Origin of the sequence: Halobellus captivus (assembly GCF_007655485.1) — an archaeon.
GTDB classification, from domain to species: domain Archaea; phylum Halobacteriota; class Halobacteria; order Halobacteriales; family Haloferacaceae; genus Haloquadratum; species Haloquadratum captivum.
The window spans coordinates 91,122-107,012 of sequence record NZ_VJXQ01000004.1; the positions used below are offsets into that span (position 1 = coordinate 91,122).

The 15,891-nt window shown below is 61.2% G+C and carries 15 protein-coding genes; 9 read left to right on the top strand and 6 right to left on the bottom strand.

Annotation, left to right across the window (positions count from 1 at the left end):
- Complete coding sequence (locus FJT57_RS11825) at nt 1-222, top strand: hypothetical protein (RefSeq protein ID WP_144905478.1); 222 nt, start codon at nt 1-3, stop codon at nt 220-222.
- A 107-nt stretch (nt 223-329) separates the two neighbouring features.
- On the opposite strand, the gene FJT57_RS11830 is transcribed toward FJT57_RS11825, so the two are convergent.
- The 3 genes from FJT57_RS11830 to FJT57_RS11840 all read right to left on the bottom strand — a co-directional run bounded on the left by FJT57_RS11830 (nt 330) and on the right by FJT57_RS11840 (nt 4,025).
- Nucleotides 330-2,171 carry a hypothetical protein gene (locus tag FJT57_RS11830; RefSeq protein WP_144905480.1) on the bottom strand — a complete coding sequence of 614 codons (1,842 nt, stop codon included), beginning with the start codon at nt 2,169-2,171 and terminating at the stop codon, nt 330-332.
- A gap of 110 nt (nt 2,172-2,281) precedes the next feature.
- Nucleotides 2,282-3,490, bottom strand: a complete 1,209-nt coding sequence (locus FJT57_RS11835; protein ID WP_144905482.1) for a hypothetical protein — start codon at nt 3,488-3,490, stop codon at nt 2,282-2,284.
- Nucleotides 3,491-3,746: 256 nt separating this feature from the next.
- A complete protein-coding gene (locus FJT57_RS11840; RefSeq protein ID WP_144905484.1) occupies nt 3,747-4,025 on the bottom strand; it encodes a winged helix-turn-helix domain-containing protein in 279 nt (92 codons plus the stop codon).
- A gap of 312 nt (nt 4,026-4,337) precedes the next feature.
- Here FJT57_RS11840 and FJT57_RS11845 point away from each other — a divergent pair, with 312 nt between their 5' ends.
- Nucleotides 4,338-4,517, top strand: a complete 180-nt coding sequence (locus FJT57_RS11845) for a DUF7511 domain-containing protein (RefSeq protein WP_144905486.1) — start codon at nt 4,338-4,340, stop codon at nt 4,515-4,517.
- A gap of 224 nt (nt 4,518-4,741) precedes the next feature.
- On the opposite strand, the gene FJT57_RS11850 is transcribed toward FJT57_RS11845, so the two are convergent.
- Nucleotides 4,742-5,764, bottom strand: a complete 1,023-nt coding sequence (locus tag FJT57_RS11850; protein WP_144905488.1) for a DUF4397 domain-containing protein — start codon at nt 5,762-5,764, stop codon at nt 4,742-4,744.
- Between the two features lie 416 nt (nt 5,765-6,180).
- On the opposite strand from FJT57_RS11850, the gene FJT57_RS11855 reads away from it, so the two are divergent.
- The 7 genes from FJT57_RS11855 (at nt 6,181) to FJT57_RS11885 (ending at nt 14,861) form a co-directional block, all read left to right on the top strand.
- Nucleotides 6,181-7,245, top strand: a complete 1,065-nt coding sequence (locus FJT57_RS11855; protein ID WP_162524338.1) for a CARDB domain-containing protein — start codon at nt 6,181-6,183, stop codon at nt 7,243-7,245.
- Between the two features lie 283 nt (nt 7,246-7,528).
- The gene (locus FJT57_RS11860) at nt 7,529-8,755 is read left to right on the top strand and encodes a hypothetical protein (protein WP_144905492.1); all 1,227 of its coding nucleotides are present in this window, start codon (nt 7,529-7,531) and stop codon (nt 8,753-8,755) included.
- 8 nt (nt 8,756-8,763) lie between these two features.
- Nucleotides 8,764-9,252 carry an Hsp20/alpha crystallin family protein gene (locus FJT57_RS11865; protein WP_144905494.1) on the top strand — a complete coding sequence of 163 codons (489 nt, stop codon included), beginning with the start codon at nt 8,764-8,766 and terminating at the stop codon, nt 9,250-9,252.
- 74 nt (nt 9,253-9,326) lie between these two features.
- Complete coding sequence (locus tag FJT57_RS11870) at nt 9,327-11,234, top strand: ABC transporter ATP-binding protein (protein WP_144905496.1); 1,908 nt, start codon at nt 9,327-9,329, stop codon at nt 11,232-11,234.
- A gap of 666 nt (nt 11,235-11,900) precedes the next feature.
- Entirely contained in the window at nt 11,901-12,674 is a 774-nt protein-coding gene (proC, locus tag FJT57_RS11875) for a pyrroline-5-carboxylate reductase (protein ID WP_144905498.1), read from the top strand.
- On the top strand, nt 12,671-13,498 hold the full coding sequence (proB, locus tag FJT57_RS11880) for a glutamate 5-kinase (RefSeq protein ID WP_144905500.1): 828 nt from the start codon (nt 12,671-12,673) through the stop codon (nt 13,496-13,498). The genes proC and proB overlap by 4 nt, the downstream gene beginning before the upstream one ends.
- A gap of 7 nt (nt 13,499-13,505) precedes the next feature.
- Nucleotides 13,506-14,861, top strand: coding sequence for a glutamate-5-semialdehyde dehydrogenase (locus FJT57_RS11885; protein ID WP_144905502.1), 1,356 nt, complete (start codon nt 13,506-13,508; stop codon nt 14,859-14,861).
- Nucleotides 14,862-14,866: 5 nt separating this feature from the next.
- On the opposite strand, the gene FJT57_RS11890 is transcribed toward FJT57_RS11885, so the two are convergent.
- On the bottom strand, nt 14,867-15,169 hold the full coding sequence (locus FJT57_RS11890) for a hypothetical protein (RefSeq protein ID WP_144905503.1): 303 nt from the start codon (nt 15,167-15,169) through the stop codon (nt 14,867-14,869).
- A 49-nt stretch (nt 15,170-15,218) separates the two neighbouring features.
- Entirely contained in the window at nt 15,219-15,755 is a 537-nt protein-coding gene (gene msrA, locus FJT57_RS11895) for a peptide-methionine (S)-S-oxide reductase MsrA (RefSeq protein WP_144905505.1), read from the bottom strand.
- Nucleotides 15,756-15,891 lie beyond the last annotated feature (136 nt).

Below are 15,891 nucleotides of genomic sequence, written 5' to 3' on the forward strand. Positions count from 1 at the left end.
GTGACGAGCGTGTACTCGTCGGACTCCTGGAAGCGAATCGCGACCGATCCTGACCCGGTTCGGGATCTCGGATACGACCTCGCCGAGTGGGAGTCACATCGAGTCACGTACCGCGACGGCGACCGGTTCGTGTTCGTTCCCGTCGACGAGGACGCGTTCGATCGGGAGGCGTACATCGTAGCGACTGAGGATGCGATGTGCGACACGCTCGAACGTCGCTGAAGTCCGGTCGGTCCGACTTCCGAGAGGGGGTTGATCCGACATCTGCGAGGCGGGTGATCTCGGTGTCGGTTCCTTTTATTCACTCCTCTTCACAGTACTCGTCATCGCTACTCGTCAGTCCCACGGAGCCGATAGAGCGTGTACCCGCCGTTGTCTTGAATCCGGTTCGACCCCGGTTCGGCGTCTAACGCCTCGAATCCAGCGGAGCCATACCGGAATCCCCTGTAGAGTTCGACCTCTTTCTTCCGGTCTTTCGTTCTCACGATGAGATAGCGATCCTCCTCGTAGTGTGACGTCACGTTGGTGTTAAAGACGGGTTCGGGGACCGAGTCGCCGATACCAGGAATGGCGATTCCTTCGGCGGTGTTCGTGCCGTAAATGGCGTCGACGTACCGGGTGGACCCCGACCGAACCCCGGTTAGTGACGTCTGTCCGTCGTGATACTGGAACGTCCGGTCGTACCCGTCCATCACTGTCTCGGTCACGCGGTCGTTCGGTTGGTAGATGTACGGGGACGGGTGAACCGTTGCGAGGCTGATCGCGATCATCGCGACGAGGATGAGGCTCATCACCGTCCAGGTCCGCTGCCGGGTCAATATTCCGCCGAACCGGCCGCTCGCGCCTTCGAGCGTGTCCGCCAGTATCGAAATCGCGACGACTGCGAGGAGGCTCACCGTGACCATAATGAACCCGAAGAACCGGAAGTAGTGGTCGCCCTGATCGGCGATAAAAATCGCGACGAATCCGAGCGTTGGGAATACGAGCGAGGCGGCGAGGACGGCTAATAGGGCGTTTCTGCGACTTTCGCTGTGATCGATCACACCGATGACTAACGCGAGTATCAGGGCACCGGTGAGGATCATCAACAGGGTGCTCACCGAGAACAGCTTGAGGTACAGTTCCATCAGGCTGCCGCCGAGGTCGATGAGGGACGCCCCGCGAGTGCCGGTCTCTTCGAGCACCGTCGGATCGCGGGAGAGGAGGCTATCCAACACGAACGAGAGTCGAGAGCGGGCGCGTCCCTGCCGACGAATCCACGTGACGAACAGGACGCCCAGGACGATCGTATGCAGGTACACCGGTCGGAAGGACGCGATCGGGTGCGTGTCCCAGTACCGACGCACGACGAGTTGCAGAATCGCAATTCCGCCGAGCATCGCGAGGTACGTCATCGCCTCCTGCGGGTGGACGAACAGGTAGCCGCTGGAGACGAGAAGCAGGAGCGCTCCCGTCGGAGTCGTGAACGCGAACCCGTCGTCACTCGCGTGGAGAAACAGGAGGAGGCAGAACAGCACAACCGGAAACAGGAGGATCGCTTGACTGGACGCGTGCGGGTTCAGATGCACGCTGACGTTGTTGATCGGAACGAACATCGCCCCGACGATAGCCCCCGCCGCCGCGGTTCGGTGGCTCCTCGACACGTAGTACGCGCACGCGGCGAAGGCCCCCACGAACAGCAGCGGAATCACGACAGACACGAGCGTCAGCATCGCCGTTCGAACGGGGAGACCGAGCACCTCGGCGAACTGCACGGACAGGAGGTGGACGCCGGGATACACGATTCCGTCCGGCGGAATCACACCGGCCTGAATCTCGCGGGCCCAACCCAGGTGGCTCAACGAATCGCCTGACCCGTAAAAATAGTACGACCGAAGTACCGGAAGTCCGATAACGGTGAGTACACCGAGCGTCGAGAGGAGCACTCCGGCGTCTCTCGTTCGCGAGCGCTCGTCCGAACGGACAGCGACCGCGGCAGCGATGAGAACGGCGATGCCGACACCGATCCAGAAATCCGTCGGGACCTCGGTGTAGAGAGAGAGTTCGTAGTCCGTTATCGGGGTTCGAGACGCCTGTACCACGCCGACCGCGAGCGCGAGATACCCCACGATCAGCGCGAGTTTTTGCCAGTGGTTCCCCGTGGATCGCCGCGCAGAAGAATTCACGTTCATTATTGCTGTCGAGGGCTCTCAGCACGTATCCGGCGCTCTCTTCGACCGGAGTCCGTCTGTTACGGTTCCGAGTAGCCCGAACGTCTGTATTGTTATGCTGTGGTTTACCGTCACTCGTCTTCGTCCTCGGTGGTGCTATGGATTTCTCGTTCTTCGACATTCGTATCGATCGTCTCTACACTGGCATTCTGCAGCAGTATCGGGATCCCCCCGACGTCGACTGTCGCATCTCGCAGGACGTTGTCGTGCGAGCGTTGAAAGCCGATCCCGTTCCGATTCGAGGCGGCTTGCGTCACCTCGATACCCTCCAGCGTACAGCCACCCCGTCCATCGATCTTCACGGCGAACCCGTTGTCCGCGCTCCCGGTGACCGTTACGCCTTGGCAGTCGACCCACAGGTTCGACGCAGATTCGGTGAGTTCGTCCGCTGGCATCTTCGCCCAGATGCCGTTGACGTTGTCGGCGTCGATCCGAATCTCGGTGTTTCGAATCGTCGCCGACGGTATCTCCGACGAAACGGTGATCCCTCCGTCGCTCGATGGGACCCCGAGCATTTCGACGAGACAGTTTTCGACGATCGGCGGCTCCGAGTCGGGATCGGCCTCGAAGTTGGTGAGGCGGATCCCCCGCATATTCTCGAACTCGCTTGAAGCGTCGTCACAGCGGACGTGGACGTTTCTGACGACGCAATCCGCGCGGACCCGAACGTTTGCGATTCCGTTGTTCGCGTAATATCCGCCGTCGACGATTATCCGCCCCACGGCGGGATCCGCATAGAGCCCGTTATCGCCGAATCCGACGATGTGGCAATCTTTGAACGTGATCTCGCCGCGGTTGTCGTCGCCGACGTAACATCCCGTGATCGGCTCGTCGGCGGCGGAACCGTCCGGAAGCCGAAGCCGTTCGACGATACCCGAGCCGTCGGAATCGGTGACATCGACGCGGACCGGCCCGCGCCCCCCTTCGAGTTCACCGCTCACCGAGACGTCACGGATGACTAAGTCGTCCGGAGCCCGAATATCGAGCGCTCTGACGCCCGTGTCCGCGCCGCGAAAATCGAACTGCAGATTTTGGATGTGAACGGCACCCTCTCCGCCGATGTAGAACAGTGCGCCGGACGCGTCGTCCATCGGGATAATCGTTGCACCGTCGCCGATGATCCCGAACCGTTCGAGCCCGCTGAGGTCGATACCGTCTTCGATTCGATACTCGCCGGGCGGGAGAAAGAGAAGTTGGCCGTCGGCTGCCGCCTCCTGAACCACCGCTCCGATGGGATCGCCGCCTGTCGGCTCGATCCCGAGGTCTGTCAGATCAGTCATCGAATCGAACGGTGCCGGAACGGGTGTCTCGGTATTTTCGAGCGCTCCCGGGGGAGGCGAGGCGAGCTCGTCTGTGGTGCGCCCGGGGTCCCGTCGCCCGCCGCACCCCGCCAGAGAGAACAGTCCGAGCGTCGCCGCCGCGGTCCGTCTAAGGAGTCTCCGGCGACTCGTTCGATGCTGTCCCGAATCGGACCCGCTGTCCCCGGAGAGAGCGCAATCTGATCTGGGGTGGCCCCCCCGCTCTCGATCGGACATCTCACTCAGCCAATCCGGCCGATTGTATCTGTTGCCACATTCGCGTTCCCTTCGCTGTGAGGTCGTACTGTCGGTTCTTCCGCTGCTCTTCCGGAACGACGAGTTCGACGATCGAGCGCTTTCGAAGCCGCCGCAGCGCGCGGGAGACGTGTGACGGTGACAGGCTTTCGGCGTTCGCGATCTCGGTCGTCGTCGCGGGTCCGTCCTGGAGGACGTTTAGCACGGCGAGCCGGTACTTCGAGGAGATGACGAACCCGATTGCGTCCCACTGTGATGACATCGCCTCCCCGTTGTCTCAGAACCGCCTTTGGTATTCGCTCGCTACAACGTTAGTGAGTGCTATCGGGTGTGGACACAGCGCGGGTTAGTCCGGCGTGGTCCGAGCTTCTATCCCCGTCCCAATCCGGTAGCGGGCCGGTGTTGCAGCTGAATTCACTCGGGTAAACCGCTGCTTTACTTATATACTGTTACACAAATACGTATGTAAAGAAAAGCAGCTTATCGCAACCGATACACAAATCTATGTAACCGCCACAAACCGGGTAGTAGGAACTGGATTACAAGTTACTCCCGTTTCAGATTGTTCATTGGTATGTCATCAAAAGGGGACCTGAACGGGGAAGTGTTCTCCCTTCGGGCGACTATCGTCGAGTACGAGCACGGTCCGGACGAGTGCACGATCCATCCACTGGACCCGACGGAATCGGGCCGAACGACGGAGTGGATCACCGCCCTGGAAGGATCCTACGTGCCGCTCGGGCGATGCCGATAACCGACTGTACACTCGGCACTCCTCATTCGCGAGTTGCGCTCCGAATCCTCGGAGGCCTCGTGTCGGTCTGAGCTGCAATCGATCTGTTCGATTCGGCACCCGGTCCCACGGCAGGGGGTGATCGGACCTCCCCGTGACTGAGAATGGATCTCGTGGTATCCGTGCCGCGCTGACGCACTTTGCGTCCCGATTTTCGATTGGGGGCGCAGAAGGTCTTGATACGGTTATTCGGCGGTCGGTGTGGCCGGTGTCGTAGCCCCTTCAGTCGTCTCGTCAGTCGCCTCCTCTGTCGTCTCGTCTGTCGCCTCTCCTGTCATCCCTTCGGTCGCCTCCTCTGTCGTCTCGTCAGTCGTCCCTTCGGCCGTCTCTGTCTCTTCAGTCATCTCCGTCCCCTCCTCCGTGGCCGTGCCCATTTCCCCGCCCTCCATCGTGTCGGTGGCGACTGTGAGGTCGAACGGTTCGTCAGTCGGTGCCCCGCTCGAGTCCAGATATCCCATCGCGAACGCCGTGTATCCGGTCCCCGATTCGAGGTCGACGTCGAACGAAGCGACGGCGTCGCTCTCACCCGCGGCACGGACTTCGAGCGTATACGCGTCTGCGGGTACGGTCGCGTATTGGCTGGCCTCTCCGAACGCAAGTTCAGCGATCAACGGTTCCTCCTCGCCTGCAACGGCGATATCCACGCTCGGGGCGTCGGGCGACGCGTGAAGGACGCGGACCCGAGATTCCCCGTCGCCAACGGTGGTGACGTCGTCCTCGAAGGCTCGAACCTCGAACGTCTCCGCCTCTAATTCGCCGAGAGCGACCAGCGACGTCGCCGACCCACCCGTGAGCGATACCTCCTCGTCGAAGACGACGGTTTCTTCGTCCCCTGCGGCGGTGATCTGCACCTGATACGCCTCAGCGGGCAGTGTAAGGTAGTCGCTGACGGTCCGGAACGGAACGTCAGTCAGCACCGATTCCTCGTCGACGTAGATGTCCACGTTCGGCGCGTCCGGAGAAGCGTGTACCGCCCGCACGAGCGCCTCTGATTCCCCTCCGTCCTCCGTCGTTGTTTCCTCGCCCTCGGTCGTCGGAGCGTCTGTTTCAGTGGATTCTTCGGCCCCGGTCGGCGTGACGGATTCCTCCATCTGTCCGTTTCCGGAATCTCCTGTGTCCGCTCCCCCGCCGCAACCCGCGAGGCCGATTGTCGATATCGCGGTGACTGTACCAACGAACCGCCGTCTGCTGAGGTGTGGTTGCACCATACAGGTGGCTGGGAGGGGATACGTAAGTCGCTATTTTCCACCTGTCTCGGTATTGTCGTTCTGTTTGCAGAAAGCGTGCCGTTACACTTCGGTTTCGATCACCCTACACCCGTCAACACCCGATATTGAACGCCTGCTGTTAGTGTTCGTAGGAGAACCATATATCAGATAACGAATGTATACTATTGCGGTACGGCTGTCTCTCTCCTCGTATGGTGGAATTATCCAGACCGACCGTCCTTTCGATTGTGCTCGTGATCGTACTGTCGGTAGCGCTGAGCGGAACGAGCGTTGCGATGCCGACAGCTGCGACCAGTTCGATGGGCTCGGATGGACCCACAGCCGCACAACTCCAAGAAAACGGGGATGCAGTCGCTGATGGACCGTTTTTCGAAATCACGGATGTCCGAACGAATATGCCGGTTAAGGCGGGCGAAACCGTCGAAGTGACCGTCACTGTGCTGAATAGCGGAAACGCAACAGGTGAAAAAGAGGTGTGGTTCCACCTCGATCAGTACTACAAGGACGACGCCCAATTGGAGTTAGCGCCCGGAGAATCCGAGACGGTAACGCTCACGTACGTGAGCAAGAGCGAGAACGCGAAAGATTGGACGCTTCGGGTGGACACACCGGACGACCGGCACGAAGAAACAGTAACCATCGAGAAACCCGCCCAACATAGCACTACACGGTCGAGCGGCGGAGGCAGTGACGGTCACCCCCACTTCGACATCGTCGATATGACTGTCGAGGAACCGATCACGGCGGGCGATCCGCTCCGGATGAGTGCCACCGTCGAAAACACCGGCCGCGATCTCGGGGAGAAACTGGTCTGGTTCACGGTCGACGGAGAAACCGTGAACGAAACGATCATCGAGCTCCCGGAGGGCCACTCGACGACCGTCACGGCCGAATACAACACGTCCATCGAGGCCGCTGGAGAGCACCTCGTCACGGCGAATACCTCCGACGACGTGGTCCGCCGATCGATCGAGTTTAACGAACCCGTGCGTGCGTTCGAGGTGAAGACTGTCGACACCTCCGAATCGATTATCGCCGGAGAGCAACTGACTGTGACGGCGACCGTCGAAAACGTCGGCGATATCCCCGCGACTGTCCCTGTCCGGATGACTATCGACGGCCACTTCATCGATGAAGAGCGGGTCGACGTGGCACCGAACGAGTCGGCGACCGTTGAACTGCAGTATCGAACCAACACGTGGACGACCGGCGAGATAGACGTGACTGTCGGTGCCGAAAACGCATCGGTCTCGCGGCTGGTCACCGTCGTCGAACCGACGCCGACGGAGACGACTGAACGGCTGACCGAACCGGAGTCGACGGCGGAACCCGTCGACACGGCCACGACCGCGACGGTGACACCTGCGTCGCAGTCGTCGTGGAGCGGACCGAATCCCGGCCTCTCGATGCTGGTCGTGATGTTGTTCGTCGGGGCCCTCGCAATCACTCGGTGGGGGTGATCCCGATCGGGGGGATGGGGTGCCGCGTCCGTTTGGCCCCCACGCTCACCGAACGTGACCCCACTGACAAGTAGTGTGTGTCACTTTCACAGTAATCTCGGTGTATTCGAACGCGTCGCCGACTTCCCCGATTCGGGTAAGTTTCCCTTTCACCCGCTAGAGTGAAAAACCTACTTAGAACGTCTCTCGGTACGATTATCGGATATTCGGATACACGCTGTATTACAATACCGGTCCCGGAGCAATGCTGTATCTGTCCCGAGTTCACCCTCGGGGAGTGACTATGGTAGATCCGAACCAACCACAGCCGTCATCGGTGGAACAGCAGCGCCAGTATCAGCAGCCGTCTCAACAGCAGCCCGCCCGGGGACAGTTCACACCCGTGCAGGCGCAGCCCGCGCAGACACAGCCACAATCTCCGCAAACACAGCAGCAACAGCCACAATCTCCGCAAACACAGCAACAGCCTCCGCAAACTCAGGCCCAACAGCCGCAGACCCAACAGTCGGAGTTCGGGCAGGCGTGGGGTGGATCTCAGCAGAATCCTCAGCAGGGGGGACAGCAACCGAATACGCAACAGCCGCAGACCCAGCAATCCGCTCCCCAGCAAACGGGTTTCCAGCAGCCGAACCCGCAGCAGGGTGCACAGCAGCCGTTCTCCCAGCAGCCGCAGTCGCAGCAGTCGGCGTTCGGGCAGCAGCCCCAGTCGTCGATCCCACAGTCGGGACCGCAGGGAGCCCAGTCACCGCAACCCCAGCCGTCGGCCCAACCGGGGTCCGGCGGTCAGCAACAGCCCACCCAGCCGTTCGGTCAGGGAGCGCAGTACACGCCGCCGACGGCGATCCAGCCGCAGTCGCCGGCGGGTCAGCAGTCGGCGGGACAGGCTCAGGGCGCGGCGATGCAGACTCCCGGGTCCGCATCCAGTAGCTCCCAGGGGCCACAGCCGGTGCAGGTGACCCCCGTTTCGTCGATACCGCCACAGTCGGGTGCGACGATGCAGACCCAGGGGTCCGAAAATCCCTTCGCCCAGAGCCAACAGACGTTGGGACAGTCCGGACAGCGTATCGGCGGCCAACAGGGTCAGGGGAGCCAGCAGGCCTCGCAGAGCGAATCAAGTACCGCTGGAGGCCAGCAGGCGATGCTCTTCGGCAGCCAGTACGAACAGTCGGTTCCGCAGGAGGTTCGAGCCGCGATCGAGGATATGAACCACCTCGACAACGTCCTCGGATGGGCGAAAACCCGTCTCGCCCAGCGCGGTAACGGATCGGCTACGAGAGCGTGCGAGGATCTCCACGACTGCGCCGAGATGACGAGGGAGCTTATGATCCGCGACTCCCCGTTCGCGTCTGCCGCAGTCCGCGAACTCCAGCAGACGATTCAGGGCACCTCTCAGGAACTTCAGCAGTACTCCACTGAACCCGAGGTCCAGGAGGTTCTGAACCGGATCCAGCAGACGAGCGGTTCCATCGAACAGAGCGTCCCGCGACTCCACTCGGGCTCGCTCGCGTAGGTGTCACAATGTCATCAGAACCCTACCGACCGCAGACGCCGTACGCACACCCTGGCGGCTGGCCAGCCGAACAACTGTCGGGACAGGCGCAGTCGACGAGTCCCGACGCGATGAGCACGCAGTCCGCCGCACTGGAGTCGGCCTCGATCACCTCAACGGGTGGGCTCCCGATGACGCCGACCCCGTCGATCGATCTCATCGAAAACACCGACGAGATCTGGGTGTTCATCGACCTTCCGGGGTTCAAGTCCGACGAAATACAACTCGAGGGCGACCCCCGAACGCTTCACGTCAGCGCCTCGCGGCCGTCCGAGGTCGAGGACGGCAGAAACGTGCTCGTGAACGAACGAGTGGTCCAGATCGACCGGATGATTCAACTTCCGGCCGACGTCGAGATGGACGAGATCGACGCCGTCTTTGAGGACGGCGTGTGTAAGATCACGGTTCCGAAAGCGGCCAGTGAACGGTACCGCGAGATAGACATCCGCTCCGAATAACGGCGGCGACGGCGCACCCGAGCGCCGTCAGTCTCCCGTATCCGACCCTGTGGCGAAGTATCGAGACATCCGATGTGACGATATCCAGCGACCGGCGATCATCGAAGCCGTCCGGAGGATACAGCTCTCTTATCCGCCGACTGTACGCCGAGTACGGTGTTAGCCACCGGCGATACGCTGTCGTCGGGGTTTTCGCAACTCTCGTTGGTAGAGTGCTCGGGCTCCTGCCAGCGTTCATCATCGGCCTCGCAGTCGACGCCGTGTTCCTCGGAGAGCGGACCTTCGTCCTCCCGCTCGTCCCGGTCGAGTGGATCCCGGAACTACCGGTCGCGCAGTTACGGCTGTCGATCCTCATCCTGTTGGCGGCGACCTCGCTCGGCGCCGTCGTCTCATGGATCGAAGACTGGTGCTGGAGCGTCTTCGCCCAGCGAATCCAGCGAAGCGTTCGCGTCGATGCCTACGCTGGACTGCAGCGCCAGGAGCTGCAGTACTTCACCCGCCGTCGAACAGGCGATCTGATGAGCGTCCTCAACAGCGACATCAACGCCTTGGAGACGTTTCTGAAGGACGGCCTGAGCGCGACGTTCTGGATCCTCGCGACGGTCGGCGGAATCGGGGTGATTCTCGCGACGCTGAACCTCCCGTTGACGGTGCTCACGCTCCTTCCGATCCCGGTTCTCGCGGCGTTTACGCTACTTTTCACGCGAGTGATCGAGCCGCGGTATCTCTCCGTTCGCGAGGAGATCGGCGAACTGAGCGCGCGTTTGGAAAACAGCATCTCGGGAATCGAGACGATCAAGACCCAGCACGCTGAGGAGTTTGAGGTCGAGCGGTTACGGGACGCGGCCGAAGACTACCTTCGAGCACAACTCTCGGCCGTTCGCGCGCAGATCACGTACTTTCCTGGACTCTCCGTCATCTCCGGAGTCGGTTTCGCGGCGACGTTCCTCGTCGGCGGCTTCTGGGTACTCGAAATCCCGGTGTTTGGCCTGTATCAGCCGCTCGCACCCGGGGAGTTCGTGACATTTCTCATCTACGCCCAGCAGTTCGTCTGGCCGATCATCCGCCTCGGCGACGTCGTCGACGATTACGAGCGCGCGAAGACGGCGAGCATCCGAATCGACGCCGTCCTCTCCCGCAAACCACGGATTCGGGATGCGACGACCGCGACTCCGCTAGTCATTACGGAGGGCGCGGTCAGCGTCGACGACGTCACGTTCGGCTACGCCGAAAGAGAGACCCTCCGAGAGATATACATCGAGGTGCCGGGCGGTGACACGGTCGGGATCGTGGGTCCAACGGGTGCGGGAAAATCAACGCTCTTGAAACTGCTCGCGCGGCTCTACGACACCGACGCTGGCGAAATCAGAATCGATGGGCAGGATATCAGAGAGGTGACAATCGAGAGTCTCAGGCGTTCTATCGGGTACGTCAGTCAGGAACCGTTCCTGTTTTTCGGTACTGTCCGCGAAAACATTCGATACGGCTCCTTCGATGCGACCGATCGGGAAGTCGAACGAGCCGCTCGGCACGCCCAGGTTCACGAGTTCGTTCGACGACTCCCCGACGGCTACGACACCCTTGTCGGCGAGCGCGGAGTGAAACTGTCCGCGGGCCAACGCCAACGGATCACGATCGCGCGAACGATCCTGAAAGATCCCCCGATATTGCTGTTAGACGAAGCGACGAGCGCCCTCGATACGGAAACCGAGGCGCTCATTCAGTCGAGTCTCGGAGGTTTCACCACGGAGCGAACGACGTTCGTCGTCGCCCACCGACTGTCGACAGTTCGACACGCAGATCGAATTCTCGTCCTCGATGATGGGGCGGTCGTCGAGGACGGTACCCACCGGGACTTGCTGAGCGAGAACGGTCTGTACGCGAACCTCTGGCGGGTCCAGATCGGTGATATCGGTTCGCTCCCCAGTGAGTTTCTCCGGCGGGCGCTCCAACGCGAGACGACTCCCGACCGCGACGAGTGAGTGCTGTTCGGGCATCGCTTCCTTCACGCCTCGAACGCCCCATTCTCGCCCTGTTTCGGTTTGGTCTTCTCAATATCCGCCGCTTCATCTCCCATTTGTACTATCTTTTCGTATCTCTGCTTTCTTCGGTTGAGTCGCTGACGCACGCTTCCGACCGTGGTCCGAACGCTCCCCCGAGTGGCCGAGTTCTGGTCACTGTGATCGACGAGACTGGGGAGAGACTGGTATGCATTCCCGATTTCGAGTGCCAACCCATCACTAATATATACATATTAAAAATATGAGTGTTCAAATCATTTCATTTTTAAATCGTCTATCCACTCGATATATCCCTGAAAAATACTCATTTAACACGCTCAGATTTAGTAGTGTATTTGTGATATCTTAGATCATAATGAGTAATATACACTTACCGCTTTTACACCTTGCTCTACCCGTGGAGTTCTATGTTATTCAATACTAACTGAATATAATGAATACAACTGGTGAACACAACTAGTGAATTTATTCAGTGAACACAATTGATGATTGTGCATATCCACTCGTACTCCCCCACGTATTGTTTGTTATCGTGCGGTAGGTCGCCGTCCCCTATTGCGAACGCGATCAGGCACCGACTGAAAACCAAAGTTCGTATATCGGCGCAACCGCGTATGGGTACACAAGATGATCGACGTCAGCGTAATCGGCTGTGGAAATATGGGCGGTGCCCTCATCACGGGGCTCTCCCAGGCTGGTGGGTACAAGATCACTGCCTACGACGTGGACCCGAACGCATTCGAGCGGATCGAAGCGTACGCGGACCGGACGACAACCGACCTCGACGACGTTCGCGACTCCGAAGTCGTCGTCATCGCTGTCAAACCGGACATCGTCCCGTTGGTACTCGACGATCTGGAACTCACGGCCGATCAGACGCTCGTCACGATTGCGGCTGGCGTCTCGAAGGCGGTCGTGGAGGCGGAGACGGAGGCGACAGTCGTCCGGATTATGCCGAATCTGGCTGCGAGAACGCGCAATATGGCGGCCGCCGTCGCGTGGGACGCACCGGACGAGCACGTCGAACAGATGCTCTCGGACCTCGGTTCGTTCGTCGTCATCGACGAGGATCTGATGGACGTCGCCACCGCGCTGAACGGCAGCGGCCCGGCGTTCGTGTTCTACCTCATCGGCGCGATGCAGCAGCGCGCCGTCGACGAGGGGATGGACGCGGAGAAAGCGCGCGTTCTCGCCGCACAGACGTTCAAAGGAGCCGCCGAGACCGTGCTGCGCTCCGACGAATCGATCGAGGATCTCATCGACGCCGTCTGCTCGCCGGGGGGAACGACGATCGAGGGGATGGAAGTGCTGTGGGACAGCGACGTCGAGGACGTCGTCGGCGACGCGCTGAGTGCCGCCGCGCGCCGCTCGGCGGAACTCGCCGAGGAAGCCGAGAAATGAGCGGGGCCGTCACCTCCTCGGAAGTCGCGTCGGCCCGCCGACTCGCGGCGAACGCCGGTCGCGTCGTCGTCAAGGCGGGGACGAACTCCCTGACCGACGAGACGTCGAACCTGGACGACGACAAACTCGATAAGCTCGTCGACGACGTCGCCGGGCTCGTCGAGCGCGGCAAGGAGGTCATTCTCGTCTCCTCCGGCGCTGTCGGTGCCGGAAAGGGCCGAATCGGCTTCGATCCCGAGGACACCGTCGAGGAGTCGCAGGCGCTCTCGACCATCGGACAGAGCCACCTGATGCGACGCTACACCGAGAGCTTCGAGCGGTACGGCCTGACGGTCGCTCAGATTCTCGTCACCGAACACGACCTCGACGACACCGATCGATTCACCAACTTCAAGAACACGATCGACACCCTGCTGGAGTGGGGCGTCGTCCCGATCGTCAACGAGAACGACGCCGTCGCGACGGAGGAGATCCGAATCGGCGACAACGATATGATCTCCTCGTCGATCGCGATCGGCGTCGACGCCGACCTGCTCGTCACGCTCACCGACGTCGGTGGCGTCTACACGGGCAACCCCAAGCGGGACGCCGACGCAGAACGCATCGAAGCCGTCGGTCGGAACTACGACGAGGTCGAGCGGATCATCGAGAAAACCGCAAGCGACTCCTTCGGCGGCATCCGAACGAAGGTACAGGGGGCGCGAACGGTGAGCGAACACGGTCGCCCCGCGATCATCGCTCGCTCGACAGAACCCGACGTGCTCGAACAGGTCGCGACGGAGCGGTCCGTCGGAACCATCTTCATCCCGGTCAACGGTGAGTGAACCAACGATGACTGAACACACCACGACGGCCGAGAAATCGGCCGAGACGAAAGTGACTGAGGCACAGTCCGCGGCACTGGAACTGGCGAACCTCTCGGAAACGACGCGAAACGACGCGCTTTACGCCATTGCCGACGCAATCGAGGCCAACTGCGAGGCGATCCTCGAAGCCAACGCGAAGGATGTCGCGGCTGGCGAGGAACTCCTCGAAGCGGGCGAGTACAGCCAGGCGTTCGTCGATCGACTGAAACTCTCCGAATCGAAACTCGAGAGCATCGCCGAGATGGTGCGCAGCGTCGCCGCGCAGGCGGACCCGCTCGGGCGGACGCTCCAAGCGCGTCGGCTCGACGAGGACCTCGAACTGTACAAGCTGGCCGTCCCGATTGGCGTGTTGGGAACGGTCTTCGAGTCCCGGCCGGACGCCCTCGTGCAGATCGCCGCGCTCAGCCTGAAATCGGGGAACGCCGTCATTCTGAAGGGCGGCAGCGAGGCGGCCCACTCGAACCGGGTCCTCTACGACACCATCGTCGATGCGGTCTCCGACGCACCCGACGGCTGGGCGCAGCTCATCGAGGCCCGCGAGGACGTCGAGACCCTGCTCGAACGAGACGACGCCGTCGACCTGCTTATGCCCCGCGGAAGTTCGGAGTTCGTCAGCTACGTCGAGGACAACACGAAAATCCCCGTGCTCGGCCACACCGAAGGCATCTGTCACATCTTCGTCGACGAGGACGCGGACCTCGAAATGGCCTCGGACGTCGCGTTCGACGCGAAGGTGCAGTATCCCGCCGTCTGCAACGCCGTCGAAACGCTGCTCGTCGACGAGTCGGCCGCTGCGGACTTCCTCCCCGGACTCGCGGACCGATACCGCGAGGCCGACGTCGAACTCCGCGGCGACGAGCGCGCGCGAGAGATTACCGAAATGAAGGCCGCGACCGACGCGGACTGGGACACCGAGTACGGCGATCTCGTCCTGGCGATCAAGGTCGTCGACTCACTGGAGGACGCGATCGGTCACATCAACGCGCACGGCTCGAAGCACACCGAATCGATCGTCACCGAAACACCGGACCACGCCGAACAGTTTATGCGTCGCATCGACGCCGCGAGCGTCTTCCACAACGCCTCGACGCGCTTCGCCGACGGCTACCGCTTCGGTCTGGGCGCGGAGGTCGGCATCAGCACCGGAAAGACGCACGCCCGCGGTCCCGTCGGCCTCGAAGGCCTGACGACGTACAAGTACCACCTCGAAGGCGACGGCCAGCTCGTCGCGACCTACGCGGGTGAGAACGCGAAGCCGTTCCTCCACGAGGACTTCGCTGGCGAGTGGACTCCCGGTCGACTCTCAGGCGACCAATCGTAATCGGTTCACGCCTCCGGGTGCGAATCGGATTCCGGGTCTGCGTCGCTTTCTGACTCCTGGATTTCATCGATCCGCTCCTGCAACTCTTCGAGTGCCGGTTCATCGACCGTGCCCCAGTACGCGACGAGGATGATCGAAAGGAGGAATACGACCCCCCAGCCCAGCGTCGCGTACCCATCGGGGACGTAGAGGCCGAAGATGCCGTCAATGACGCCTTCCAAGGAGAACACGATGATGACGGGGCCGACGACGTCTCGGGGCAGAAAGTGATCGAGATATGCCTTCAGTACTGTCAGATCCGGGGCCATACCCGCTCACTCCAGCCGGTTCGGGTAAATAGTTGCGCTCTCGGAGAGATCACGCGGCGGATCGAATCAGTTCCTCGAACTTCTCTCGCACCGTTTCGACCTTTGGCGCGGCGTGCATCCGACAGTACGCGTCTTTCGGATTCTTCTCGAAGTAATCCTGATGGTGCTCTTCTGCGGGCCAGAACTTCTCGAGGGATTCGATCTCTGTCACGACCTCGTCGTCGTACTCCGCATCGAGCGCGTCGACGTACGCCTCCGCCTGTCGTTTCTGTTCGTCGTCGTGATAGAGCACGATCGATCGGTACTGCGAGCCGACGTCGGGTCCCTGTCGGTTCAGTTGCGTCGGATCGTGGGTCGCGAAGAACACCTCCAGTAGCTCGGCGTACTCGACGACGTCGTTGTCGAACTCGACCTGCACGACCTCCGCGTGACCGGTGGTGCCCGAACAGACCTCCCGATACGTCGGGTTCTGGGTATCACCGCCCGCGTAACCCGACGTCACCGACTCGACGCCAGCGAGTTCCTTCATCGCCGCTTCGGTACACCAGAAACACCCGCCGCCGAACGTCGCCGTTTCGATCGCCATACCAGCAGTTGGACCCGAGTTCGTATGTACTTGACGCGGGGCTCCGTCGGAGGGTTCGAAACGGCCGTGACGCCGACGAAATCGAGTGCGCCGCCAACGCAGATCGATCGTATGCGTGCGGAGGGTTATATACGAA